Genomic DNA, 23,316 nt, shown 5'->3' with positions numbered 1-23,316 from the left:
CCGCGTGTGCCGCCGGTCACCGGAGTTGAGCAAGAGTTGAGCTTTCCTGGAATTGAGGAAGATTTGAGGGTTCTGAGCATTCCGTTTCACGAGCAGGGAAAACCGTTGTGCGCGCGGTGCCGACGTGGCTCCGCGCCCGTTGACCGCCTCAGCCCCGGCGGGCAGCATCCACGTCGCATCACCCCAGTTTGTCCACTATGGACGGGGAAGATCTCCGGGAGGCGTCATGGCATCGCGAACCGAGCACGATCTCATCGGCAATCGGGAAGTTCCCGAAGAGGCCTATTACGGGGTGCACACCGCGCGGGCGGTGGACAACTTCCCCATCAGCGGAACGGCGATCTCGTCGTACCCAGATCTGATCAACGCGCTCGCCTCGGTCAAGGCGGCTGCCGCCAGCGCGAACCGCGACCTCGGGCTGCTCGACGGAGATCGGGCGGGAGCCATCGTTCGAGCGTGCGCCGAGATCCGCGCCGGCGCGCTGCACGACCAGTTCGTGGTCGACGTGATCCAGGGGGGCGCTGGCACCTCGACCAACATGAACGCCAACGAGGTCGTCGCCAACCGCGCGTTGGAACTGCTGGGACGTCCACGTGGCGATTACGAGCACCTCCACCCGCTGGAGCACGTGAACCTCGGGCAGAGCACCAACGACGTCTACCCGACGGCCATCAAGCTCGCGCTGGTGTCGGGCTTGCGGGAGCTCCGCGCGGTCATGGGCGAGCTCGCGGAGGCATTCGGTCACAAGTCCGCGGAGTTCGCTGATGTGCTCAAGATGGGCCGAACGCAGTTGCAAGACGCCGTACCGATGACGCTGGGGCAGGAGTTCGCCTCGTACGCGATCATGCTCGGGGAGGACCGTGAACGGCTCGGCGAGGCCACCGACCTGCTGTTGGAGATCAACCTCGGGGGCACCGCCATCGGAACCGGGATCAACACCCACCCCGACTACGCCGCACGCGCATGCGCGCACCTGGCTGAGATCAGCGGAGTTCCCGTGCGCACAGCTGACAACCTCGTCGAAGCCACCCAGGACGCCGGTGCGCTCGTCCAGCTCTCCGGCGTGCTCAAGCGGGTCGCTGTCAAGCTTTCGAAGACCTGCAACGACCTCCGACTGACCTCCTCCGGACCGCGAGCCGGGCTCAACGAGATCAACCTGCCCGCTGTTCAGGCCGGGTCGAGCATCATGCCGGGCAAGGTCAACCCGGTCATCCCGGAAGTCGTCAACCAGGTCGCTTTCGAGGTCATCGGCAACGACGTCACCGTCACACTGGCCGCTGAGGCCGGTCAGCTCCAGCTCAACGCGTTCGAACCGATCATCGTTCACAGCGTCTTGAAATCGCTGACCCACCTCACTTCCGCTTGCGGAGTGCTCAGGACCCGCTGCATCTCGGGGATCACCGCGAACCGGGACCACCTGGACGAGACGGTTCGCGGTTCCATCGGCCTGGTCACGGCCCTGACACCCTACCTCGGCTACGCCAACGCGACCGCGATCGCCCAGCAGGCCCTGAACAGCAAACGCACGATCACCGAGCTCGTCCTCGAAACCGATCTGATGTCACCGGCCCAGCTCGACACCCTGCTTCGACCTGAACAGCTCACCCGGCCCCGCGCCATTTCCGAGTGACGTGATCGCGGGTCAGGGGAATTCGACTGCCTCGTGCCCCTCGCCTGCCGGTGCCCGGTCGCCTTCGTGATCGCGGGCTGCGGCCCGTCGAGCGCCGGTGACATGATGGTCGCTCGTGGAGCTGAACCAGTTGCTCGGGCGGATCGTCGATGAGGTCGCACCGCTGCGCGGGAGCGGGGTGGTCGCGGACTACATCCCGGCGCTCGCGAGGGTCGATCCCGCGCATTTCGGCATCGCGATCGCGGATCTCGAGGGGCTCGTTCGCGGGGTCGGCGATTGGCGGATGCCGTTCTCGGTGCAGAGCATCTCGAAGGTCTTCACCCTCGCGCTCGTGCTGGCAGGCAGCGATGAGGCGCTGTGGCGCCGAGTCGGCCGGGAGCCCTCCGGAAACCCCTTCAACTCCCTGATCCAGCTGGAGCACGAACGGGGCATCCCGCGGAACCCGTTCATCAACGCGGGTGCGCTGACGGTCACCGACGAGCTGATCTCGCAGGTAGGCGACGCCAGCGGCGAGCTGCTGGCGTTCCTGCGCGCCGAGAGCGGAAACCCGGACCTGCGGGCCGACGGGGAGGTATCGGCTTCGGAGGCCGCCCACGCAGACCGCAACCTGGCGCTGACCCACTTCATGGCGTCCTACGGCAACATGCGCAATCCGGTGGCGACGGTGCTCGACCAGTACGTCCGGCAGTGCTCGATCGAGATGAGCTGCCGCGACCTGGCGCTGGCGGGGCGATTCCTCGCCGCGCACGGCGTGCGCCGGGACGGTTCGGAGCTGCTCACCCGCAGGCAGGCCAAGCGGGTCAACGCGATCATGCTCACCTGCGGGACCTACGACGCCGCAGGCGATTTCGCCTACCGCGTGGGGATTCCCGGCAAGAGCGGTGTCGGTGGCGGAATCCTCGCGATCGTGCCGGGCCGCTGCGCGGTCGCGGTCTGGAGCCCGGGGCTGGACGCGCGCGGCAACTCGGTGGCCGGGGTGGCGGCCCTCGACCACTTCACCACCCTGACCGGCTGGTCGATCTTCTGACCGGAGAGGTCAGTTCAGGGCGTTGGCGAGGCGGGAGCCGAGGTCGGTGAGGGTGTTCTCGTCGCCGGGGACGTCGGGTTGCCAAGGCCGCGTCAGACCTTCGTCCTGGTGGGCCTCGGGGCAGCGTCTCCTGATCGGGGGTTCGCGGAGGGCGGTGTCCTGTGGGTTGGGGGACGATGGGGTTCCGGTCGGCGGCGTGAGGCGCGGTCGCACATCCGTTCGGCTCCGTTGTGGGCGGGAGCGCGTGATCAGGTGGCTGAATTTACGTTCAGGTTGTTCGTGGTCGGGCAGACGGAGCGCTCCCAGGCCGCGAAGACCAACCTGCGCGCCGTGTGCGAACACCGGGTTCCCGGCCGGTACGAGATCGAGGTCGTCGACGTCGTCGACCGTCCCGACCTGGCCGGGGAACAGCGCATCCTGGCCACGCCGACGGTGGTCAGGCTCGCGCCGTTGCCGCAGCGTCGGGTGATCGGGGACCTCTCGGACCACCACCGCATCACGGCCGCCCTCGGCCTGCCCGATGCCGACGTGCTGTTCTCGGAAGGAGGGTGACTCGTGGGCAGCGACGATGCGATCGAGCGGCTTTCGACGGGCATCAGCGGTTTCGACCAGGTCGCGTTGGGCGGGCTGCCCGCCGGGCGGTCCACGCTGGTGACCGGGACGACCGGCAGCGGCAAGACGCTCTTCGCCGTCGAGTTCCTCGCCCACGGCATTCGCGCTCACGACCAGGCCGGGGTCTTCGTCACCTTCGAGGAGACCGCCGCGGCCATCCGCCGCAACGCCCGGTCCATGGGCAAACCCATCGAGCTGTGGGAACGCGAGGAGAAGTGGACTTTCGTCGACGCTTCGGAGGACGTCGAGGAGACCTCCACCGTCGGCGACTACGACTTCGCAGCGCTGGTCGCCCGCATCGAACACGCGGTCCGCCGCACGGGAGCGACGCGCGTCGCACTCGACTCGCTCGGCGCGGTCCTCACCCGGTTCAGCGAGGCCGGAAACATTCGCCAGGAGTTGTTCCGCATCGCCTCCTCCCTCGAGAAGATCGGCGTCACGTCGGTTCTGACCGCTGAGCGAACGGCGGAGCACGACGGGGTGTCGCGGTTGGGAGTCGAGGAGTTCGTGCTCAACAACGTGATCATCCTCCGCAACGTCCTGCGCCACGAGCAGCGCCGCCGCACCGTTGAGATCGTCAAGTTCCGCGGTGCCGCCCACCGGACCGGCGAGTGGTTGTTCGCCATCGACCCGGAAGAGGGGATCGTCGTCATGCCCCTGGCGTTCCTCGGGACGCGGGCGCAGGCCTCGCGGTCCCGGGTGTCCTCGGGCAACGCCGAGCTGGACGAGATGTGCGGTGGCGGTTTCTACCGAGACGCGATCGCTCTGCTCAGCGGCTCAACCGGTGCGGGCAAGACGTTGACCGGACTGCACTTCGCCGCCTCCGCGCTCGACGCCGGGGAGCGATGTCTCTTCTACACCTTCGACGAGACCCGCGAGCAGCTCGTGCGCAACGCCGCGGGCTGGGGTCTGGACCTGGACGCCATGGAGGGGACCGGGCTGCTGCGGGTGGTGTCGGAGTACCCGGAGGAGTCGTCGATGGAGGACCACTTCATCCGGCTGCGGCGCAACGTGACCGAGTTCGAGCCCCGCCGGATGGTGATCGACACGGTCTCCGCGCTCGAACGGATCACCACCTCGCGGGCGCTGCTCGACTTCCTCGTGGCGCTGGGGGCCGTGCTGCGTCCCCGCGAGATCACCGCACTGCTCACCTCGGCGGCCGGCCCCCGCCTCACACCCTCGCTTACACCTGACCTAGCCGTGGAGATCGCCAGCCTCGCCGACATCACGATCCTGCTCCGCGACTTCGAGCAGGGTGGCCAGGTCCGGCGGGCGATCGCCGTCGTCCAGGCCAGGGGCAGCGCGCACGACCACCGCATCCGCCAGGTGGGCATCGACGGACTCGGCATGCACATCGGCGAACCCCTGCACGGCGCGTCAAGCGCGCTGTTCGCCAACCCGTTGGTTCCCGAGCAGCCGCAACGACCAGCAGAGCCGCGTTAGCGGGCGGAACGGTGATCGGATGAGCGACCGGCTGAACGCTCGATCCAGGGGAGGAGGCGAGGGACGGATGTCCGGCACTCCGTTCCAGCACGTGGGGGACCAGCACCTGGCGACGGCCTCCCCGGACGGGATCGTCGCGGTGGACCACCGAGGAATCATCCGCTCGTGCAACCCGGCCGCCGAGGTGATGTTCGGCCGGTCGGCGGGAGAGCTTGTAGGATCACCGTTCGGCTTCCCGGTGGTCGTCCACGAGACCAGCGAGATCGACCTGCTCGCACCCGGCAGGTCACCGCGGGTGGTCGAGATGCGCGTGACCGCCACGACCTGGCAGGGCGAACGCGTCCACGTCGCGGCCCTGCGCGACGTCACGCGCCGCAAGGAGGTCGAGCACGACCTCGAAAGCGCCCTGGAACGCCAGACGACGATCGTCGCGGTCGCCGCTCACGAGCTCCGCACACCGGTCGCCGAGATCAAGCTGCTCGTGCACCTCCTCCGGGACCACCTCTCCGCGAGCAGCGATCAGCGCGGCGTCGAGATGGTCAACCAGGTGATCAACCGCGTGGAGAGCCTCCAGGCGCTCATGCGCAAGCTGCTCACCGCGTCCCGGATCGACGCGGAGGAATCGCGCTCCTTCCCCAAACCCGTGGCGGTGCTCGCGCTCATCCTCGAACGGCTCGCCGACTGCGGGGACAAGGCCCAGGACGTGAAGGTCACGTGCGGCCCGGACATCGTGGCTTTCGTGGACCGCCAGGACTTCTCCGAGATGCTCATCATCTACCTCGAGAACGCGTTCATCCACGGAAGTCCACCCATCGAGGTTCGAGCCACCGAGCAGCCGGGCCGGGTGGAGATCCGGGTGCGCGACAGCGGGCCGGGAGTTCCGGCGGAGTTCGTCCCTCACCTCTTCGAGCGCTTCAGCCGCGAGCCGAACGCCGCGCGGGAAGTCGAAGGAACCGGTCTCGGCCTGTGGATCGTCCGCAACCTGGCGGAAGCCAACGGCGGCAGCGCCTGGTACGAGCCCGACGACGGGGGAGGCGGCTCCTTCTGCCTCCGCCTCCGGAAACCCAGGCCCCCGGATTGAGCGATCAGGGTGCCGTGACGGTGGGGTCCACGTAGTCGTGGAGGTTCCTCCTGCCTTGCAGGACTCCCGCTCGGGTCCAGGTGTCGAAGGTCGTCTGGAGTTGCTCCGCGAAGACCCCGTCGAGGGGGATTCGGCGGTAGCCGGTTTGCTCCGGGCGGATCTGGGCGGCGACTTCCAGGGGTTGGCGGGCGAACTTCGAGTACCAGCGGTCGAAGTCCTGCGGGTTCTGCCTCGCCCACTCGTAGCTGCGGTCCACGCGGTCGGCGAAGTCGGCGATGGCCGCGCGCTTCGCGGGATCGCCCGCGGCCGCGTCGGTGGCGCTGAGGACGCTCAGCCCGCTGTTGATGCCCGCGCCGTCGGTGAGCACGCGTGCGCCCAGCTGGCCTCGGGTGCGGGCCGCGTAGACGCCCCACGTGGCCCAGGCGTCGATGCTCCCGGTGGAGAACGCCGAGCTCGCGTCGGTGGGGGCGAGGTAGTTGAGGGTGGCGTCGGATTGGCTGAGCCCGGCCTTCTGCATGGCGCCCAGGACCAGGTAGTGGGCGACGCTGCCCCGGGTGCTGGGGGAGATGCGCTTGCCCTTGAGATCGGCGAGGTCGCGGATCGGGCTGTCCTTCGGCACCAGGATGAACGTGCCCTTGCCGCCGTTGTTCCAGGCGGCGACCGCCTTGATCCGCGAGCCTCCGGCGATGGCCGACACCGTCGGGGAGTCCGCAGCGGAACCGATGTCGATCGCGTCGGCGCGCAGCGCCTCGTGCAGGTTGACGGCCGCCGGGAACTGGGACCACTCGATCTCGTAGGGCAGGTCGTCCAGGAGCCCGGCCGCGCGCAGCCGGGACTGCGTCTCGCCGGTCTGGTCGCCGACGCGGAGCACGACCTCGTCGTCGGAGGAGCCGCAGGCGGTCAGCGTCGCGACGGCGGTGAGCAGGATTGCGAGAACGGCGATGAGCCGGCGTTTCGTCGGGAGGGAGAACACCGTGTTCCTTCCAGGTCAGCGGTTGGCGAGCTCTTGGCGGACCAGCGGCAGCAGGTGGTGGCCCCAGTCGACGACGTCCTCCAGCGGCTCGTAGCCGCGGATCAGCAGCGTCGTGACGCCGATGTCGACGTAGTCCAGCAGCGCTTGGGCGACGGTCTCCGGACTTCCCACCAGCGCAGTGGAATTCCCGGCCGCACCGGTGGCCTTCGCCGGTGCCGTCCACAGTGCTCGGTCGTGCCGGTCGCCCTTGTCGGCGGCGTCGAGCAGCCGCTGCGAGCCGACGCCGCGCTCCGCCGACGGGAACGCCAGCATCGCGCCCGGCGAACCGGGGTTGCGCGAGGTGATCGTGTCGAGGATGCCGTGCGCGCGTTCCCACGCCTCGGCGTCCGTGCGCCCGATGATCGGCCGGAACGACACCGAAATCCCCACGTCGTCGGGGTTCCTGCCGTGCTCGGCGGCGGACTTGCGGACCGCGGCGATCTGCGCCGCGGTCTCGGCCAGCGGCTCTCCCCACAGCGCGAACACGTCGGCGTGCTTCCCACCGACGCGGTAGGCGTCCGCCGAAGACCCGCCGAAGTAGATCGGCAGCCGCCCGTCGACCGGCTTGACCTCGGAGTGCGAACCGGCGAAGCGGTAGAACTCGCCCTCGTGATCGATCGGCTCCTCGGCCTCCCAGACCCGGCGCACGACGTCCAGGTACTCGTCGGTGCGCCGGTAGCGGGCGGATTTGTCCGAGTAGTCGCCGTCGCGGCGCTGCTCGGTGTCGCTGGCGCCGCTGATGACGTGCACCGCCAGCCGCCCGCCGGTGAGCTGGTCGACGGTGGCGAGCTTGCGCGCGGCCAGCGTCGGAGCGACGAAACCCGGCCGGTGCGCGAGCAGGAAGCCCAGGCGCTCGGTGTGGGCTGCGGCGTGGCCGGCGACGGCGAAACCGTCGGCGTCCCACGAGTGGTAGCCGATCAGGACCCGGTCGAACCCGGCTTCCTCGTGGGCCCGGGCGAACCGGCGGACGTAGTCGGGGTCGACGGCCGGGCCGCTCGGCGGGCGGATCTCCGAGGTGTCGGCGGTGCGGATCATTCCCACGAACTCGACGGCCATCTGGCATCTCCGATCTGCCGTCCCACATTGCAATATTGACGTCCCACACGGTATGAACGTGGCAGGGTGGGCATCAAGGCCGACCACTATGTAGGAACAGCGAGGAGAAGTCCTTGTCAGGAAACGAGAACCGGCCCGGCGGCACCGCGGACTGGCACCAGAAGCTGGAGCACGTGCGCGGCGGCGGACTCACCTCCGACACCAACCAGACCTCCGGGATGCGGCGCTTCGAGGCCATCTCGGGCAAGACCGTCGGCTCGGAGAAGCTGTGGATGGGCCGCACCCACGTGGGCCCGGCCACCAACTCCGGCGACCACCACCACGGCGAGGCCGAGACCGCCATCTACGTGGTCTCCGGGCACCCCGTGTTCGTCTTCGCCGAGGGTGCCGAGGAGGTCCGGGTCGAGACCGAGCCGGGCGACTACATCTTCGTGCCGCCCTACGTCCCGCACCGCGAGGAGAACCCCTCCGCCGAGGAAGAGGCCGTGGTGGTCATCGCCCGCAGCACCCAGGAGGGCATCGTGGTGAACCTGCCGAGCCTGTGGGCCGAGGTCGACCCGAACGCCGGGAGCGACGGCGCATGTCAGAGCTGACCGCGGAACGGCGCTCGGGCACCCAGAGCGTGGACCGGGCGATGGCCGTCCTGCGCTGCTTCGAGAAGGCCGAGCAGCTGACCCCCACCGCCGTGGCCACGCAGCTCGGCCTGACCGTCAGCACCGCGCACCGCATCATGCGGGCCCTGCACACCGCCGACATGCTCGCGCAGGACCCGGCCACCGAGCGCTACTTCCTCGGTCCGACCACCGCGATCCTCGGCAGGCTGGCGCTGGAGCGCATGGGAACCACCGTCATGCACCCGGTCCTCACCGCGCTGCGCGACCGGACCGGCGAAGCCGTCAGCCTCGGCACGCGCATCGGCGACGAGGTGGCGGTGCTGGTGCAGATCCCGTCGACGCACCCGCTGCGCTACGACCAGGAACCCGGCGCCCGCAACCCGATCCACGTCTGCGCCATGGGCAAGACCCTGCTGGCCTTCGGCACCGAGCCGGCCACCATGCCCGAGCCGTTCCCGCGTCACACGCCGACCACGATCACCACCCACGCCGAGCTCGCCGAGGAACTCGCCCGTATCCGGTCGCGGGGTCACGCGTTGAACAACGAGGAACGTCTCGTCGGCGTGCGGGCCGTGGCGGCCCCGGTGCACGACCAGACCGGGCACGTCATCGCCTCGGTCGTCGTCCAGGGACCCACCGTGCGCTTCGGCGACGACAGGATGGACGATCTGGTCGGCGCGGTCACCGACACGGCCCGAGAGCTGTCGTCGCTCTACCGGACGTCGGGTGGGGGTTAGCCCTACCCCCTCGCGCGGGGCAGCCTCCCCCGAAAGTGCGGGACAGCACCGGGGAACGGAGGGACAGACCCGACGATTCCAGCCGCGAAACGCGAAAGCATTCCTCTTAGTCACGGCCGGGTAGGGCTTCCCGGATCATCCGTCGAGAGAGGAATGGCGAAATGGACACCAAGAGCACCATTCGGCCCGTAGCCACCGACATGGACGGTGTCATTCGCGAGCACGGCGCCGCGCTGATCTCCTACGCCACTCGTTTGACGGGGGACAGGTACCTCGCCGAGGACATCGTGCAGGAGACCTGGCTGCGGGCGTGGCGGCACGCCGACCGGCTCAGCAACGGCAACGGCTCGGTGCGCGGCTGGCTGCTGCGCGTCGCCCACAACGTCGCCGTCGACCAGCACCGCAGCCGCAAGGCGCGACCCACCGAGGTGGCGTTCGAGAGCGAGGAGCTGGCGAACCGGGCCGTGCAGTCCGCGCCCAGCGACGAGGTCGAGAGCCGGATGGTCGTCGACGAGCTGCTGGACCACCTCTCCCCGGCGCACCGCAGCGCGGTCGTCGAGGTCTACGTCACCGACCGCACCACCGCGTCGGCCGCCACCGCCCTCGGCGTTCCTGTCGGTACGGTGAAAAGCCGCCTGCACCACGCGATCCGATCGCTGCGCACCCGGTTCGCGCCGCGCGTGCTGGAAGCCGCGTGACGCCTCAGCTCAGCGCGTCGCAGGGCGTCGCGTCGGGCACCTGGGCCTCGATGCGCACGTCGGCGAAGGTGATGTCCATCCGGCGCTGGGACCACACCAGGAACGGCGTGTTGACCCGCCGCTGGTCGAGCCCGCCGCCGACGAAGCACGACAGCGGGATCTTCACCGTGGTGCGGTGCTCCGGCTGGAGGTTGGCGAGCAGGTGGCTGGCCGGGACCTCGGAACGGCAGGGGAACTCGCAGTGCATCCCGATCTTCGTGGTCTCGCCGGTCGGCGGGGTGTGCACGATCGCGTCGAAGACCAGCGCCCCGTCGTTCGCGGAGTAGGCCGTGAGGTCCAGCGGACCGCGAGGGCTGTTGGTCTGCAAGTACACCTGGGCGGGATTGTCCTCCATCCAGGACACCCGCAGGCCCTCGTTGGCCGGGTCGGTCACCGCCTTGATCACCGAGCCCTGCTCGGTGCCCTCGTCGAAGATGTAGGAGCCGCCCCAGTTGACGTCGGAGCCGAGGTAGCCGGCGAAGGGTTCGAGCACCTTGCCGTCGAAGACCGGCAGCGGCCCCTCGGGCGGAGCCGGTTTCTCGGCGACCGCGCCCCTGGTTCCGTCGGTGTCGCTGCCGGTGGTGGCGAACACGGTCACGCCCACGCCGATGACCAGGGCCGCCAGGGCCGCCACGGCGGGCACCAGCCAGCTCTTCTTGCGCGCGGGTTCCTCCGGAACGATCTGGGGGACAACGGGTTCCGGAGTCCCTTCGGGGATGGGAGCGGGTCGCGGCTGCGTCGCGGTGCGCGCGGCGCCCAGCGCGACGGTGAACTTCGGGTGCAGCGTGATCCGGACGGGCTTGTTGAACTCCTGGGACAGCATCTGCGCGACCAGCGGGACGCGGGACGAGCCGCCCGCGAGCAGCACCGCCGAGAGGTCGTCGGCGCGCAGCCCCGCCGAGGCCGTGGTCCGGTGTAGCGCCTCCGTGGTCAGCTGCACCGAGGGCCGGATCATCTCGTTGAACTCCAGCCGCGTGATGGTCACGCCGCGCGGGCCGGAGGGCAGCGGGATCGTGAGGTTCACGTCCGGTTCGGTGGAGAGCTCTTCCTTGGCGCGCACGCACATCGACTGGATCGTGGCGAGCGCGGACGCCGCTCTGGGCTCGGTCGCGTCGAGCCGGCTGATCGCGCCGTCGAGCCGCTGGTCGATGTGGGCCAGCAGCGCCTCGTCGAAGTCGATGCCGCCCAGGTGCTCGATCCCCTCCGGCGTGCCCAGGATCTCCATGCTTCCGGCGCGCATTCGCAGGATCGTGGTGTCGAACGTGCCGCCGCCGAGGTCGTAGACGGCGACGACCTCGCCGTCTTCGAGCCTTCGCTCGGTGGAGTAGTGGGTGGCGGCCGCTTCCGGCTCGGTGATCAGGCGGAAGTCCTCCACGCCCGCCAGCCGGGGAACCTCGGTGAAGTGCTCCTGCCGGTAGGGGCCCCAGATCGCCGGGTAGGTCAGCGCGACGGATTCCGGCGCTGCGCCCATCTCCCGGGTCACGATGTCGAGGACGTCGCGCAGCTGCGCGGCCATCAGCGCCGCGGGCGAGTAGGCGGAGCCGCCGAGCACGAGCGGTGTGGGATCGCCCAGCCTGCGCTTGAAGTTCCGGGCCACCTGAGCCGGGTCGGACACCGCGCTCAGGGCGGAGTTCCCGGTCAGCAGCGCACCGTCCGGAGCCGGGTGCGCGACTGAGGGGATGACCACCTCGGATGACAGCGACACCATGCGGGTACCGCCCTCGCCGCTGACCGCGGCGGAGGTGAACGAAGTCCCGAGGTCGATGCCAACGCCGTAACGCACCTTGTGTGCTCCCTTCGCGTCAGCAAAAGATAATCACAACTCAGTTCGCGTCAACCCTATGTGAGCCGGGGAACCGTGGGGATAGCCCTACCATCGCAACGGGCTGGCACCCTTTTGCCGGGCAGCCGCTCGCGCGAGGCTGGGACGATGGTCGGGAGTGTGGGCAGGTACAACGTGCGGGGCGGCAGGTGGCTGCCCGGCTGGCTGCGCGTGCCCGGCCGCGGTGCCGCCGAGTACCGGTTCGAGCTGGAACGTGCGCTCAACGACGGCCCCGCGGCGGGCTTGTCGGCGCTGGCGGTCGAACTGGACCTGTTCTCCGCCGGGGTCGCCGACCTCCGCGTCTCCACCCGCATCGAGACGCTGCGGGAGACCGTCATCTCGCTCATCGAGAACCTGCGCCAGCTCGGCGGGGTGATCCACCCGCCGTTGCTCGCCGAAGGCCTGGAACCGACGTGCCTGTCCCTCGCCGAGCGCTACGACCTGCTGATTCGGCTGGATCTGCCGGAGCACGAGCTCGGCCCGCAGGCACGAGTGCGGACCGGTCTCCTCGTCGCGGATCACCTGGCTAGTCTGGAACCCGGTACGACCGTGCGGGTGCGAGTGCGAGGCAGGAGGGTCGTGCGCGTGCGCATAATCGAGCAACGGCCGGGTTCGTCGACCTGGCGCAACCTGCGGGCGGTGCTGCTGTGCGGGTAGCCATCGCCGAGGACGGCGCGCTGTTCCGGGAAGGGCTGGTCCTGCTGCTGCAGGCCGCCGGTCACGAGGTCGTCGGCTGCGTCGGCGACGGTGATTCGCTGCTGGGGATCGTGGCCACCGAGAAGGTGGACGTGGCGGTCCTCGACATCAGGATGCCCCCGGAACCCGACGGCGGGTTGACCACCGCCGAGAAGATCCGGGCGCGCAGCCCGGAAACGGGCCTGCTGCTGCTGTCGCACTACGCCGAGACGCACTACCTGATGCGCGTGCTGGAGATCGGCGCCGAACGCATCGGCTACCGGCTCAAGGAGCGCATCGCGGGCGTTCAGGTGCTGGCCGACACGCTGGACCGCATCAGCGCCGGCGAGATCGTGATCGAGCCGACGCTGGCGAAGCGCCTGGTCGAGGCGCCCGCCCGGCGGGCCGACAGCCCCATCTCGTCGCTGACGGAACGGGAAGTGGACGTGCTGCGCCTGATGGCCGAGGGCCACGCCAACAACGCGATCGCCAAGGAGCTGTTCGTCTCCGCCAAGGTCGTCGAGAAGCACACCGCATCGATCTTCACCAAGCTGGGACTCCCGCGCGACCAGGCCATGCACCACCGCAGGGTCCTGGCCGTCCTCGCGTACCTGAGGTCGAGCCGGATCGAAGGTTAGAGGTGAAGCGGAAGAACCGGCGCGCGCACGACGTGGTGGCGTCCGCCCCTCAGGAGCGGTTGGCCGGTGCCCTGGTCGACCAGCTGGCCGACGCCGTCGGCGGCCAGGCCGCCTACTGCGTTCCCGCGGTCGACCGGCCCGAGCACTTCGACGTCGTCGCCGCGTCCCCGGCGGAGGACCGCACCGGACCCGTCGAGGAGTCCGCCCGGGAACCGGTGCGCGGCGGGGGAGTGCTGCTGGTCGCCGGTGCCCGTCGCTGGGGGGCCAAGGAGCAGGCCGCGTTGCGCGACACCGCCGGTTGGCTGGCGGTGACGGCCGACGTGGACCGGTTGCGCGAGGACCACGCCCGAGCCGAGGAGCGCTTCCGCGCGCTGCGCGGTAAGGTGACCGCCGCGCGGGAGCGGCTGGCGCACGTGCGAGATCTGGAGCGGCGACGGCTCGTCCGCGCGATCACCACCTCGACGCTGCGCGACCTCGACGAGCTCCGGCGGCGGCTGCGCGGTTTCGGCGAGCACCTCGCCGAGGGCGGCGAGATGGCGCGCATCGCCGAGCTCGGCACCGCCGTGGACGACATGCTCGACAACTTCCGCACGGTCGTGCGCGGCGTGTACCCGGCGATGCTGCCGGACAAGGGTCCGCGGGCGGCGCTGGAGGAGCTGGCGGCGACTTTGCCGCACCCGGTCCGGTTCTCCGGCGATCTGGGCAGGCGCGTCGGCTGGCAGATCGAGTCGGGCTTCTACCACGGGGTCGCGGCGGTGGTGAACCTGCTGGCCGGCGAGGGGATCAACCGCGAGAACCCGGCCGTGGAGGTGGAGTTCGGGCGCGACGAAGCGCTCTGCGCGCGGCTGCGGACCTCGATCGGTGAGCTGTCGGCGGCCGATCTGCGCGCCGCGCTGCACCAGGACGCCGAACGCCTCGCCGTCCTCGGCGGCGCGATGGAGTGCTCGGTGACCGGGGGCGTCGCGGTGGTGTCGGTGCGCCTGGCGGACCGGACGACGACCACCATCTCCTCGCGGGGCGAGGCGAGCGCGCTGTTCCAGCTGGTCACCGACCTGGTGAAGCAGGGGCAGGAGGCGGCGGGCTCAGGGCCGGGCCGAGCGGGCTGGGACGCCGTCGCCGCACGGCTGGTGCAGCCGCCGCGCCTGGCCGTGGTCTCCGGCGCCGGCGGACCGGATTCGTCCGAAGTGGACAGCGCGTCCGTGCTCGGGGTGACCGTGGTGTTCGCCGACGGCCCCGCCGACCGCGCGCTGGCCGAGGAGGTCCTGGCCGATGACGGACCGCGCGGCTCGGTCGACGCGGTGCTGTGCCGGGTGCCGCCCACCTCCGGGTTCCGGGCGGCGCTGCGCAGCGACCGGCACCGGGTGGAGCTCAGCGAGACCGCGAGCGCCGACGAGCTGGCGCGCAGGCTGATCACCTGGGCGCCGGTGATCGCGGCCCGGCGCGCGATCGTCTCGGTGCGCGCGCTGCTGCCGGGGCTGCCCGCCGATCACTCGCTGCGGTGGTCGGTGGACCGGATCGCCGCCGAGGCCCACGAGATCACCGAACTGGACCTGCTCGACGAACTCCTGGGCGGGGACACGCGCCTGCTGCGCGGGGTGTCCGAGGACGCCGCGCGGCTGCTCGGCGCGGAGGGCACCGACCCGCGCTCCCGCCTCGGCCTGGAGCCGGAGGCCAACGACGAGCAGGTGCGCGTCGCCGCGCAGCGAGCCGCGGAGCGGTGGCGTGCGCACGCCGTCCGGCCCGTCACCGGCGGCCGGGACGCGTCGGTGTGCGAGGCGCTGGTGCGCACCGCAGAGGGGCTGCTCAGCGCGGGACGACGCCCGTGATCGTGGTGCCCTGACCGGGCGCTGAGCGGACGTCGATGGTGCCGCCGACGGTGGCCATCCGGGCGGAGAGGTTCGGCAGTCCGGGATTGCGGTCGGTGATGGCGAATCCGGGGCCGTCGTCGGAGACCACGAATTCGAGTCCCCGCGCGGTGTCCCGGATGACGACGGTGATGGTCGCGCCGGGCGCGTGCTTGTGCCCGTTGTTGACCGCTTCCAGGCACGCGAAGTACACGGTGGACTCCACCAGCGGCGGGTAGCGGCGGTGGAATCCCGCGGTGTCGAGGGAGACGTCGGCGTGCGCGTCGAGTTCGGCGGCCAGCGCGCCCGCGAGACCTTGGGTGGACAGCGGGATCGGCAGGATCCCCGCTGCGGTGTCGGTCAGCGCCTTCTCCGCCGCGTCCAGTTTGGACTCCAGCTCGGCGAGCCGTTCCGGGGTTGCGCCGGTGTGCTCGACCAGCGCCATCGACATCTTCAGCGCGACCAGGTGGTGCTGGGCCCCGTCGTGCAGGTCGCGTTCCAGGCCGCGCCGTTCCTGCTCCATCTCGACGGTCGTGCGCCACCGGTCGTCGACGAGTTCGCGCGCGGCCGCGTCGCCGTCGCGGCGGAGCCGGTCGGTCTCGGCGGCCAGTCGCAGCGCCGTGAGCGGCGGGCCGAGGACGGTCGCCAGCGAATCCACCGGCCCGGCCGATTCGGGGGCCACGGCCAGCACCGCCTGCACCTCGCCGTCGTGCTCGACCGGTCGGCTGAGCCAGCGCTCGGCTCCGTGCCCCCACTGGTGGCGCTCGCCGGCGATGGTGAGCGCGCAGCCGGTCGCCCCGAGCGCGGTGCCGATGACCTGCGCGAGCGACAGCGCGTCGGGGGCGAGGTCGAGGTGGACGAGGTGGTCGGTCACGGCCTCGACGGCTCGTTTCTCCTGAGCGCGCATCCTCCGAACGGTAGCGGGGCGCGAGGAGGTCGTCGCGGTGCGGTCCGGCTGATCGGAAGTGGTGCGCAATCTGGAGACTAATTTTGTCGAAAAGATTGTGAACAATCGTGTCCATCGTTTAGGTTCCTGGCAACGAGATGACCCGATGGAGGACTGCCATGCCAGCCGACACCGCGCGCCGCCGCGGGTCGCAGACCGCGATCCCGTGCCTGCTCATGAGGGGTGGCACCTCGCGTGGGCCGTTCTTCGACGAGCGCGCGCTGCCCGCGGACCCCCGGGCCCGCGACGCCGTGCTGCTGGCCGCCCTCGGCTCGCCCGACGAGCGCCAGATCGACGGGATCGGGGGAGCGCACCCGCTGACCAGCAAGGTCGGCATCGTCGCCCCGGGAACGCGGCCCGGCGTCGACGTCGAGTGGACCTTCGGGCAGGTGCAGCCCGGCGGCACCGATGTGGACGTGACCGCCAACTGCGGGAACATGCTGGCCGCCGTGCTGCCGTTCGCCGTCGAGACCGGCATGGTCGAACCCGCCGGCGAGCTGACCACCGCCCGCGTGCTCACCCGCAACACCGGCATGATCGCCGAGATCACCGTCCGCACGCCCACCGGACCCGACGGCCGACGCCACGTCGAGTACGCGGGTGAGGCGCGCATCGACGGCGTTCCCGGCAGCGCGGCACCGGTCGAGATCGGCTTCCTCGACACCGCGGGCTCGGTCGCGAGCTCCCTGCTGCCCACCGGCAACGTCCGCGACACCGTCGAGGTCGCCGAGATCGGGCAGGTCGAGGTGACGCTGATCGACAACGGCCAGCCGCTGGTCGTCGTCGAAGCCGCCCGGCTCGGCGCCACCGGCTACGAGACGCCCGCCGAGATCGACGCCGACGAGACGCTCAAGTCCAAGGTGGAAGCCCTGCGCCTGGTCTGCGGACGCGTCATGGGGCTCGGCGACGTCACCGGCCGGAACTACCCGAAGATGACGCTCGTGGCTCCGCCGATACACGGCGGCAGCGTGTCCACCCGCAGTCTCATCCCCCGGGTCGCCCACCGGTCCATCGGCGTGCTCGCGGCCGTCACCGCCGCCACCGCCTGCGTGCTGGAAGGCAGCGTCGCGCACGGCGTCGCCACCGGCATCACCGGAACCGAACCGACGGTGTCGGTCGAGCACCCCTCCGGCGAGTTCAGCGTGACCCTCGGGCTCGACCCCACCGATCCCCAGCGCGTCGTGCGCTCGGCGCTGCTGCGCACCGCCCGCCTGCTGATGTCCGGCGACGTGCTCGTCCCGTCGTCCCCGCTCACCCCCGCCGCGAAGGAGCGCTCCGCGTGATCATCGACGTCCACGGTCACTACACCACCGCCCCGGCCCCGCTCGGCCGCTGGCGCGACGCCCAGGTGGCCGGACTCGCAGACCCGGCCCGGCGGCCCGACCCGGCGGGGCCGGTCATCAGCGACGACGAGATCCGCGAGTCGCTGGAAACGCAGCAGCTGCGCCAGATGGACGAGCGCGATATCGACGTCACCGTGTTCTCCCCGCGAGCCTCCTTCATGGCGCACCACGTCGGCGACTACGAGACCTCCTCGACCTGGGCGCGCATCTGCAACGACCTGTGCCACCGGGTCGCCGAGCTCTACCCGCGGCGCTTCGCCTTCGGCGCGATGCTGCCGCAGTCGCCCGGCGTCGACCCGGCCACCGTGGTCTCCGAGCTGGAGCGGGTCGTGGACCTGGGCGCGGTCGCGGTGAACATCAACCCCGACCCGTCCGGCGGGCACTGGACCTCGCCGCCGCTGACCGACCGCCACTGGTACCCGGTGTGGGAGAAGCTCGTCGAGCTGGACGTGCCCGCCATGGTGCACGTCTCGACCAGCTGCAACCCGGCCTTCCACACCACCGGCGCGCACTACCTCAACGCCGACACCACCGCCTTCATGCAGCTGCTGCAGGGCGATCTGTTCACCGACTTCCCCGGGCTGCGGCTGGTGATCCCGCACGGCGGCGGCGCGGTTCCCTACCACTGGGGGCGTTTTCGCGGTCTGGCGCAGGCGCTGGGCAAGCCCGAGCCCGAGGAGGCGCTGCTGGGCAACGTCTTCTTCGACACCTGCGTCTACCACCAGCCGGGCATCGACCTGCTGCTGGACGTGATCCCGCACTCCTCGGTGCTGTTCGCCTCGGAGATGATCGGCGCCGTCCGCGGTGTCGACCCGCGCACCGGTCACCACTTCGACGACACCCGCCGCTACGTCGAGAACGCCGGCCTGTCCGCCGAATCCCGCACCGCGATCCAAGAGGGCAACGCCCGCCGCGTCTACCCGCACCTGGACGCCCGCCTGACCGCCCAAGGCCGCTAGGAGGTGCTGTGCGTGCCGGTGCGAGCTGAGTCCCGCACCTGAAGCAGCGGCTCGGCAGCACTTTTCACCACCGCATGACCCGCCACCGACGAAGGAGTTTCCCGTGCACGAACTCGGAGTCGTCCACCGCACCGTCGAGCGCGCCGACCGCGACGCCGTCGAGGCCCTGTCCCGGTTCGGCGTGGCCACGGTGCACGAGGCCATGGGCCGGGTCGGCTTGATGCGCCCCTACATCCGGCCGGTCTACCAGGGGGCGAAGCTCTGCGGCACGGCCGTCACCGCGCTCCTGCAGCCCGGCGACAACTGGATGCTGCACGTCGCCACCGAGCAGGTGCGGGACGGCGACGTCGTCGTGGCCGGCTGCACCACCGAGAGCGAGGACGGCTTCTTCGGCGAGCTGCTCGCGACCTCGATGCGCGCCCGGGGCGCTCGCGGCCTGATCATCGACGGCGGGTGCCGCGACGTCGACGACCTGCGGGAGATGGACTTCCCGGTGTTCTCCCGCGCCGTCAACGCCAAGGGCACCGTCAAGGCCACCCTCGGCTCGGTCAACGTGCCCGTCGTGGTGGCGAACGCGCTGGTCAACCCGGGTGACGTCATCGTCGCCGACTCCGACGGCGTCGTCGTGGTGCCCGCCGCCAAGGCCGCCGACGTCGCCGCCGCCTCGGCCGCGCGCGAGGCCAACGAGGCGGGCAAGCGCGAGAAGTTCCAGGACGGGGTGCTCGGCCTGGACCTCTACGGCATGCGCCCCGACCTCGCCGACCTGGGGCTGACCTATGTGGACTGATGTGACGCCGGGGTGGTTGCCCTGGCACCCGAACCCGAGCGAACCGGCCTTCACCGCCCCCGAAGGCGCCGTCGACGCGCACTGCCACGTCTTCGGCCCGGCCGAGGAGTTCCCGTTCGCGCCCGAGCGCAAGTACACGCCGGTGGACGCGGGCAAGGAGCAGCTGTTCGCGCTGCGCGACCACCTCGGCCTGTCCCGCAACGTCATCGTCCAGGCCACCTGCCACGGCAGCGACAACAGCGCCCTGGTCGACGCGCTGCGGGCCTCGGACGGCCGAGCGCGCGGGGTGGCTTCGGTGACCCCCGACGTGACGTACGACGAGCTGGAACGCCTGCACGCGGCGGGTGTCCGGGGCGTGCGCTTCAACTTCGTCAAGCGGCTCGTCGACGCCGCGCCGACCGACGCGCTGGAGACCATCGCCGCCAAGATCGCCCCGCTGGGCTGGCACGTGGTCCTCTACTTCGAGGCACCGGACCTGCCCGATCTGCGGGACTTCTTCCTGTCGCTGCCGGTCACCCTCGTGATCGACCACATGGGGCGGCCCGACGTCGGCGCGGACCCCGACGGGCCCGAGTTCACCGGGTTCCTCGACTTCGTCGCCCGCAGCGGCGCGTGGGTCAAGGTGTCCTGCCCGGAACGGCTGACCAAGACGGGACCGCGCGCGCTGGACGGCGAGCAGCACGCCTACGCCGACGTCGTCCCGTTCGCCAGGAAGGTCGTCGAGGCCTTCCCGGACCGCGTCCTGTGGGGAACGGACTGGCCGCACCCCAACCTCACCGACCACATGCCCGACGACGGCCTGCTGCTCGACCACGTCCCGCGGATCGCCGTCACCGCCGAGCAGCAGCGAGCGCTGCTCGTCGACAACCCGATGCGCCTGTACTGGCCGGAGGGGTGACCTCGTTCTCGGACCTGCGTGCGAGCCGCACCGCCGCGCAGTTCAACCGCACAAGTGCTTCCAGTAGGAGACCGCAGTGCCGCACTCCGCTACCAATTCGGCCAACCGGCTCGACCGGTTGCCGATCTCCACGTTCCACAAGACCACGATCGTCGCGCTGGCGTTCGCCTACTTCTTCGAGTTCGCCGACATCAACACCTTCGCCATCACCGCGCCCAAGGTGCGCGTGCTGTGGGGGTCGGACGTCAGCCACATCGCCTACGTGACGTCGTTGTCGTTCGTGGGCATGTTCATCGGCTCGGTCGTGGCGGGCGGACTGGCCGACCGGCTCGGCCGCAAGCGGACCCTGATGCTGACCACGATGTGGTTCTCGGTGTGGTCGCTGGCCACCGTGTTCGCCTGGGACATGCTGTCGATGGGCGTGTTCCGCGTCCTGACCAGCGCAGGCCTGTCCGCGATGACGGTGGTCGCCGTCGTCTACCTCAACGAGATCTTCCCGCGGGCCAAGCGCGGCAAGTTCCAGGCGTACGTCATCATGATCGGCATCTGCGGCACCCCGGCGACCAACCTCATCGCCTCGCTCGTGGTGCCGATGGGGGAGCAGACCTGGCGCCTGGTCTACCTGTGGGGCGCGATGGGCGTGCTGTTCCTGCTGTTCCTGCGCAGGCTCGTGGAATCGCCGCAATGGCTGGAATCCCGCGGTCGCCACGACGAGGCCGAGGCCGTCCTGCGGGATCTGGAGTCCCAGGCCACCGCCGAGCACGGGGAACTGCCGGCCGCCGACGAGCCGGTGGCGGCCGAGCCCGCGGCAAAGCCGGGACTGCGGATGCTCAAGCAGAAGAAGTTCCTGTTCCCGACGATCCTGCTGTCGGTGCTGTGGATCACCCAGACCATCGGCTTCTTCGGCTTCTCCTCGTGGGCCCCGACGCTGCTGGCCGCCGAGGGCGTCAGCGTCGAGGACTCGATCTTCTTCGTCGCCCTGACCACCGTCGGCGCGCCGCTGGGGTCCTTCCTGGCCGCGCAGGTCACCGACCGCTTCGAGCGCAAGTGGTGCCTGGTGGTGTTCGGCCTGGTCATCGCCGGGTCCGGGCTGCTGTACGGGTTGACCTTCCTGCCCGTGCTGGTGGTCGTCTTCGGCTTCATGGTCAACCTGTTCGAGCGCGGCTACACGGCCCTGGCCTACGCCTACTCGCCCGAGCTCTACGACACCCGCGGCCGCTCGTTGGGGACCTCGATCTCCTACGGCGTGGGCCGGCTGTCCAACGCCGTCGGTCCGCTGATCATCGCGGCTCTCTACAGCGGCTACGGCTACATGACCGTCTTCTACTTCATCGCGGGCACCTGGATCGTGGGCGCGCTCGCCCTGGCGGTCTTCGGTCCCGCCACCCGCAAGCTCCGGTTGGAGGCCGCGGCAGCGCAGACCGCCTGATTCCCACGGAGGTCAGCCGAGCTCGGCGGTGAGCCAGGTCTGGAAGCGGTGGGTGAGGGCGACCGGGTCCGCGAGCAGCTTCGGGATGTCGGAGGCGTTGCCCGGTTCGATGCGCACGTGCAGGAACGCCGGGCCCGGAGTGCCGAGCAGACGGGTGAACTCCGTGCGCAGCGTCCCGGGATCGGTGGCGAGGCCGGTGTTCCAACCGCTGGCCTCGGCCATCGCGCGGAGGTCGATGCGGTCGGTGTAGGTGGGCAGTCCTGCGGTGGAGCCGTACGAGCGGTTGTCCAGCAGGACCATCAGCAGCGCGCGGGGCGCGGTGAAACCGCCGGTGGGGAGGACGTTCGGGTTCATCAGCAGGGAGCCGTCGCCCTCGACCGCGATGACCTTCTCCACCGGCGAGTCCTCGACGGCCATCGCCAGCCCGGTGGCCACCGATCCGGCCAACCCCATCGAGTCCAGCAGGTAGAGGTGGTTGTCCCGGTCGGCAACGGAGGCGAGTTCGCGGCTGGTCGCCGCGCAGGTCACCACCAGCGGGCGATCCTCGGTGAGCTCGACGAGCTGCCGCAGGGCTTCGATCCGGCGCATCAGGCGACCTTCCCGTCGGTGTTCCAGAACGAGGCGAGGATGACGACGGGCCGGTAGGTCATCCGCGCGTGCACGCCGGCCTCGGCGGTGGCCTCCTGCCAGTCCTGCGGGGACGAGCGGCGGTCCAGCTCGAACACCGGCAGCCCGACGGTGCGCAGCAGGGCGGGCGCGTGCTGGCTGATCGAGTGGATCATCGAGTTGTACTCGCCGAGTCCGCCGCGCGTGTTGGCGAAGATCAGCAGCGGCAGGTGGTAGGAGATCGAGAAGGTGGTCAGCGCGGTCAGCGCGTTGCCGAAACCGTTGTCCTGCATGACGACCGCCCCGAACCGGCCCGCCAGCGGCAGCGCCCCGATGACCCCGATCGCCTCCTCCTCGCGCGACAGCGGGGTGACGTGCGGGGAGACGCCGTCCGCGCCCCCGTCGGTCTCGACCAGCGCGGAGACGACCGGCGCGACGGTCACCGACGGGATGTAGCCGACCCGCTCGGCTCCCGACCCCCAGATGCCCGCCGCAGCGGCCTCGGCATAGCTCGATGTCGTCACAGTCCCACCGTTCGTCGACAGCGTTCACCGGAGCGGCCATGCTAACGGCTCGTCAAGCCGCTGAGCGGGCTCCGAGCCTGCGGATTCAGCGGACCGAACCCACGCGGACGGCGGAGAGCTCGTCGGAGCGCCGCAGCGGTCCGCGGGTGGTCGCCGAGCGGGTTGTTCTCGCAGTTCAGGCCGGAGGTGATTCCCTCCTGGTCCGGGACTCGGCCTCGGACGTCGCGATCCGCAGGTCTTCGAGCAGGTCGGCCTGCCCGGCCAGCACTCCCGTGAGGATGCGGCGCGCGACGGTCAGCAGCTCGGCGATGTGCGGGCTGGTGAGCGAGTAGAAGACCGTCGCTCCTTCCTTGCGCGTGACCACGAGTCCGGCGCGGCGCAGCACGGCCAGGTGCTGCGAGAGGTTCGCGGCCTCGACGCCGACTTCGGGCAGCATCTCCGACACCGCCTGCTCGTCTTCGCTGAGCAGCTCCAGCACGCGGATCCGGGCGGGGTGTCCGAGCGTCTTGAAGAAGTCCGCTTTAACTTGGTAGAGGGGCCTGCTCACCGTGGGCCCTCCTCGCGGACTCGGGTCGCGGCGCGGCGCTCGTTCGTGGTCATGCCACTGATCTTCTCGCGTCCTCGGCCGGCGCCGCGCACCACCTCGTCGGGTTCGGCGCGTCATCGGGCGGTTCTGGTCCTAACTGACCAGGCAAAACGGACATCGATCATGGCGGTTCGGACCCGGGAGGTCGGTACCGCCCGCCCCTCCAGGTGCCCAGATCGGAGAGGGGGTGTCCGGTTGTTCGGCCGAACATTACTGGTGAATCGTAAGAAGCGGAGGGTCGGGTGTCGAAATAGCACCCATGGCTGCCGTTTTGAGTGATCGAGATCTGGACACGGTTCTCCTCGCGTGC

The 23,316-nt window shown here is 70.4% G+C and carries 23 protein-coding genes; 16 read left to right on the top strand and 7 right to left on the bottom strand.

Features of this window, described 5'->3' with window-relative positions:
* Positions 1–226: 226 nt before the first annotated feature.
* From AB0J78_RS23455 to AB0J78_RS23435, 5 genes are all read left to right on the top strand, one after another.
* On the top strand, positions 227–1,630 hold the full coding sequence (locus tag AB0J78_RS23455; RefSeq protein ID WP_363792438.1) for an aspartate ammonia-lyase: 1,404 nt from the start codon (positions 227–229) through the stop codon (positions 1,628–1,630).
* A 115-nt stretch (positions 1,631–1,745) separates the two neighbouring features.
* Entirely contained in the window at positions 1,746–2,657 is a 912-nt protein-coding gene (locus AB0J78_RS23450) for a glutaminase (RefSeq protein WP_363792436.1), read from the top strand.
* A gap of 252 nt (positions 2,658–2,909) precedes the next feature.
* Positions 2,910–3,209 carry a circadian clock KaiB family protein gene (locus AB0J78_RS23445; protein WP_363792434.1) on the top strand — a complete coding sequence of 100 codons (300 nt, stop codon included), beginning with the start codon at positions 2,910–2,912 and terminating at the stop codon, positions 3,207–3,209.
* A 3-nt stretch (positions 3,210–3,212) separates the two neighbouring features.
* Complete coding sequence (gene kaiC, locus AB0J78_RS23440; protein WP_363792432.1) at positions 3,213–4,712, top strand: circadian clock protein KaiC; 1,500 nt, start codon at positions 3,213–3,215, stop codon at positions 4,710–4,712.
* Between the two features lie 67 nt (positions 4,713–4,779).
* A complete protein-coding gene (locus AB0J78_RS23435; RefSeq protein WP_363792430.1) occupies positions 4,780–5,793 on the top strand; it encodes a PAS domain-containing sensor histidine kinase in 1,014 nt (337 codons plus the stop codon).
* Positions 5,794–5,797: 4 nt separating this feature from the next.
* Here AB0J78_RS23435 and AB0J78_RS23430 read toward each other — a convergent pair whose 3' ends face one another.
* Positions 5,798–6,766 carry an ABC transporter substrate-binding protein gene (locus AB0J78_RS23430; RefSeq protein WP_363792428.1) on the bottom strand — a complete coding sequence of 323 codons (969 nt, stop codon included), beginning with the start codon at positions 6,764–6,766 and terminating at the stop codon, positions 5,798–5,800.
* Positions 6,767–6,781: 15 nt separating this feature from the next.
* Complete coding sequence (locus AB0J78_RS23425) at positions 6,782–7,861, bottom strand: LLM class flavin-dependent oxidoreductase (protein WP_363792426.1); 1,080 nt, start codon at positions 7,859–7,861, stop codon at positions 6,782–6,784.
* 113 nt (positions 7,862–7,974) lie between these two features.
* Between AB0J78_RS23425 and AB0J78_RS23420 the strand changes: the two genes are divergently transcribed.
* The 3 genes from AB0J78_RS23420 to AB0J78_RS23410 all read left to right on the top strand — a co-directional run bounded on the left by AB0J78_RS23420 (position 7,975) and on the right by AB0J78_RS23410 (position 9,910).
* The gene (locus AB0J78_RS23420; protein WP_363792424.1) at positions 7,975–8,454 is read left to right on the top strand and encodes a cupin domain-containing protein; all 480 of its coding nucleotides are present in this window, start codon (positions 7,975–7,977) and stop codon (positions 8,452–8,454) included.
* Positions 8,442–9,212, top strand: coding sequence for an IclR family transcriptional regulator (locus AB0J78_RS23415; protein WP_363792422.1), 771 nt, complete (start codon positions 8,442–8,444; stop codon positions 9,210–9,212). Before AB0J78_RS23420 ends, AB0J78_RS23415 begins: the two co-directional genes overlap by 13 nt.
* Before the next feature lie 161 nt (positions 9,213–9,373).
* Positions 9,374–9,910 carry a sigma-70 family RNA polymerase sigma factor gene (locus tag AB0J78_RS23410; protein WP_363792420.1) on the top strand — a complete coding sequence of 179 codons (537 nt, stop codon included), beginning with the start codon at positions 9,374–9,376 and terminating at the stop codon, positions 9,908–9,910.
* A 4-nt stretch (positions 9,911–9,914) separates the two neighbouring features.
* Here the strand turns inward: AB0J78_RS23410 and AB0J78_RS23405 are convergent, their stop codons facing one another.
* Positions 9,915–11,732, bottom strand: a complete 1,818-nt coding sequence (locus tag AB0J78_RS23405; protein ID WP_363792418.1) for an Hsp70 family protein — start codon at positions 11,730–11,732, stop codon at positions 9,915–9,917.
* Between the two features lie 147 nt (positions 11,733–11,879).
* On the opposite strand from AB0J78_RS23405, the gene AB0J78_RS23400 reads away from it, so the two are divergent.
* Genes AB0J78_RS23400 through AB0J78_RS23390 form a run of 3 tightly spaced genes read left to right on the top strand, consistent with a single transcriptional unit; the run spans position 11,880 to position 14,910 of the window.
* The gene (locus AB0J78_RS23400; RefSeq protein ID WP_363792417.1) at positions 11,880–12,428 is read left to right on the top strand and encodes a hypothetical protein; all 549 of its coding nucleotides are present in this window, start codon (positions 11,880–11,882) and stop codon (positions 12,426–12,428) included.
* Positions 12,419–13,084, top strand: a complete 666-nt coding sequence (locus tag AB0J78_RS23395; protein ID WP_363792415.1) for a response regulator transcription factor — start codon at positions 12,419–12,421, stop codon at positions 13,082–13,084. Before AB0J78_RS23400 ends, AB0J78_RS23395 begins: the two co-directional genes overlap by 10 nt.
* A 2-nt stretch (positions 13,085–13,086) precedes the next feature.
* The gene (locus AB0J78_RS23390; RefSeq protein WP_363792413.1) at positions 13,087–14,910 is read left to right on the top strand and encodes a hypothetical protein; all 1,824 of its coding nucleotides are present in this window, start codon (positions 13,087–13,089) and stop codon (positions 14,908–14,910) included.
* Here AB0J78_RS23390 and AB0J78_RS23385 read toward each other — a convergent pair.
* Positions 14,888–15,835, bottom strand: a complete 948-nt coding sequence (locus tag AB0J78_RS23385) for an ATP-binding protein (protein WP_363792411.1) — start codon at positions 15,833–15,835, stop codon at positions 14,888–14,890. The two genes, AB0J78_RS23390 and AB0J78_RS23385, sit on opposite strands and share 23 nt — an antisense overlap.
* Positions 15,836–15,993: 158 nt before the next feature.
* On the opposite strand from AB0J78_RS23385, the gene AB0J78_RS23380 reads away from it, so the two are divergent.
* The 5 genes from AB0J78_RS23380 (at position 15,994) to AB0J78_RS23360 (ending at position 21,290) form a co-directional block, all read left to right on the top strand.
* On the top strand, positions 15,994–17,157 hold the full coding sequence (locus AB0J78_RS23380) for a 4-oxalomesaconate tautomerase (protein WP_363792409.1): 1,164 nt from the start codon (positions 15,994–15,996) through the stop codon (positions 17,155–17,157).
* The gene (locus AB0J78_RS23375) at positions 17,154–18,176 is read left to right on the top strand and encodes an amidohydrolase family protein (protein ID WP_363792407.1); all 1,023 of its coding nucleotides are present in this window, start codon (positions 17,154–17,156) and stop codon (positions 18,174–18,176) included. Before AB0J78_RS23380 ends, AB0J78_RS23375 begins: the two co-directional genes overlap by 4 nt.
* A gap of 103 nt (positions 18,177–18,279) precedes the next feature.
* Positions 18,280–18,963 (top strand): 4-carboxy-4-hydroxy-2-oxoadipate aldolase/oxaloacetate decarboxylase, encoded by a 684-nt coding sequence (ligK, locus tag AB0J78_RS23370; protein ID WP_363792405.1) that lies wholly within the window; start codon positions 18,280–18,282, stop codon positions 18,961–18,963.
* Positions 18,953–19,861, top strand: coding sequence for an amidohydrolase family protein (locus AB0J78_RS23365; RefSeq protein WP_363792403.1), 909 nt, complete (start codon positions 18,953–18,955; stop codon positions 19,859–19,861). Before ligK ends, AB0J78_RS23365 begins: the two co-directional genes overlap by 11 nt.
* A 76-nt stretch (positions 19,862–19,937) precedes the next feature.
* Positions 19,938–21,290: an MFS transporter gene (locus AB0J78_RS23360; RefSeq protein ID WP_363792401.1), complete on the top strand. Its 1,353-nt coding sequence runs from the start codon at positions 19,938–19,940 to the stop codon at positions 21,288–21,290.
* A gap of 12 nt (positions 21,291–21,302) precedes the next feature.
* Here the strand turns inward: AB0J78_RS23360 and AB0J78_RS23355 are convergent, their stop codons facing one another.
* The 3 genes from AB0J78_RS23355 to AB0J78_RS23345 form a co-directional block, all read right to left on the bottom strand.
* Complete coding sequence (locus tag AB0J78_RS23355; RefSeq protein ID WP_363792399.1) at positions 21,303–21,878, bottom strand: thiamine pyrophosphate-dependent enzyme; 576 nt, start codon at positions 21,876–21,878, stop codon at positions 21,303–21,305.
* Positions 21,878–22,420 (bottom strand): thiamine pyrophosphate-binding protein, encoded by a 543-nt coding sequence (locus AB0J78_RS23350; RefSeq protein WP_363792397.1) that lies wholly within the window; start codon positions 22,418–22,420, stop codon positions 21,878–21,880. Before AB0J78_RS23350 ends, AB0J78_RS23355 begins: the two co-directional genes overlap by 1 nt.
* Positions 22,421–22,595: 175 nt before the next feature.
* On the bottom strand, positions 22,596–22,967 hold the full coding sequence (locus tag AB0J78_RS23345) for a metalloregulator ArsR/SmtB family transcription factor (protein ID WP_363792395.1): 372 nt from the start codon (positions 22,965–22,967) through the stop codon (positions 22,596–22,598).
* Between the last annotated feature and the right edge of the window lie 349 nt (positions 22,968–23,316).

This window comes from Saccharopolyspora sp. NPDC049426 (genome assembly GCF_040676935.1).
GTDB lineage: Bacteria > Actinomycetota > Actinomycetes > Mycobacteriales > Pseudonocardiaceae > Saccharopolyspora.
Note: the sequence above shows the minus strand (reverse complement) of the source record. Positions and strands in the feature narration are given on the sequence as shown.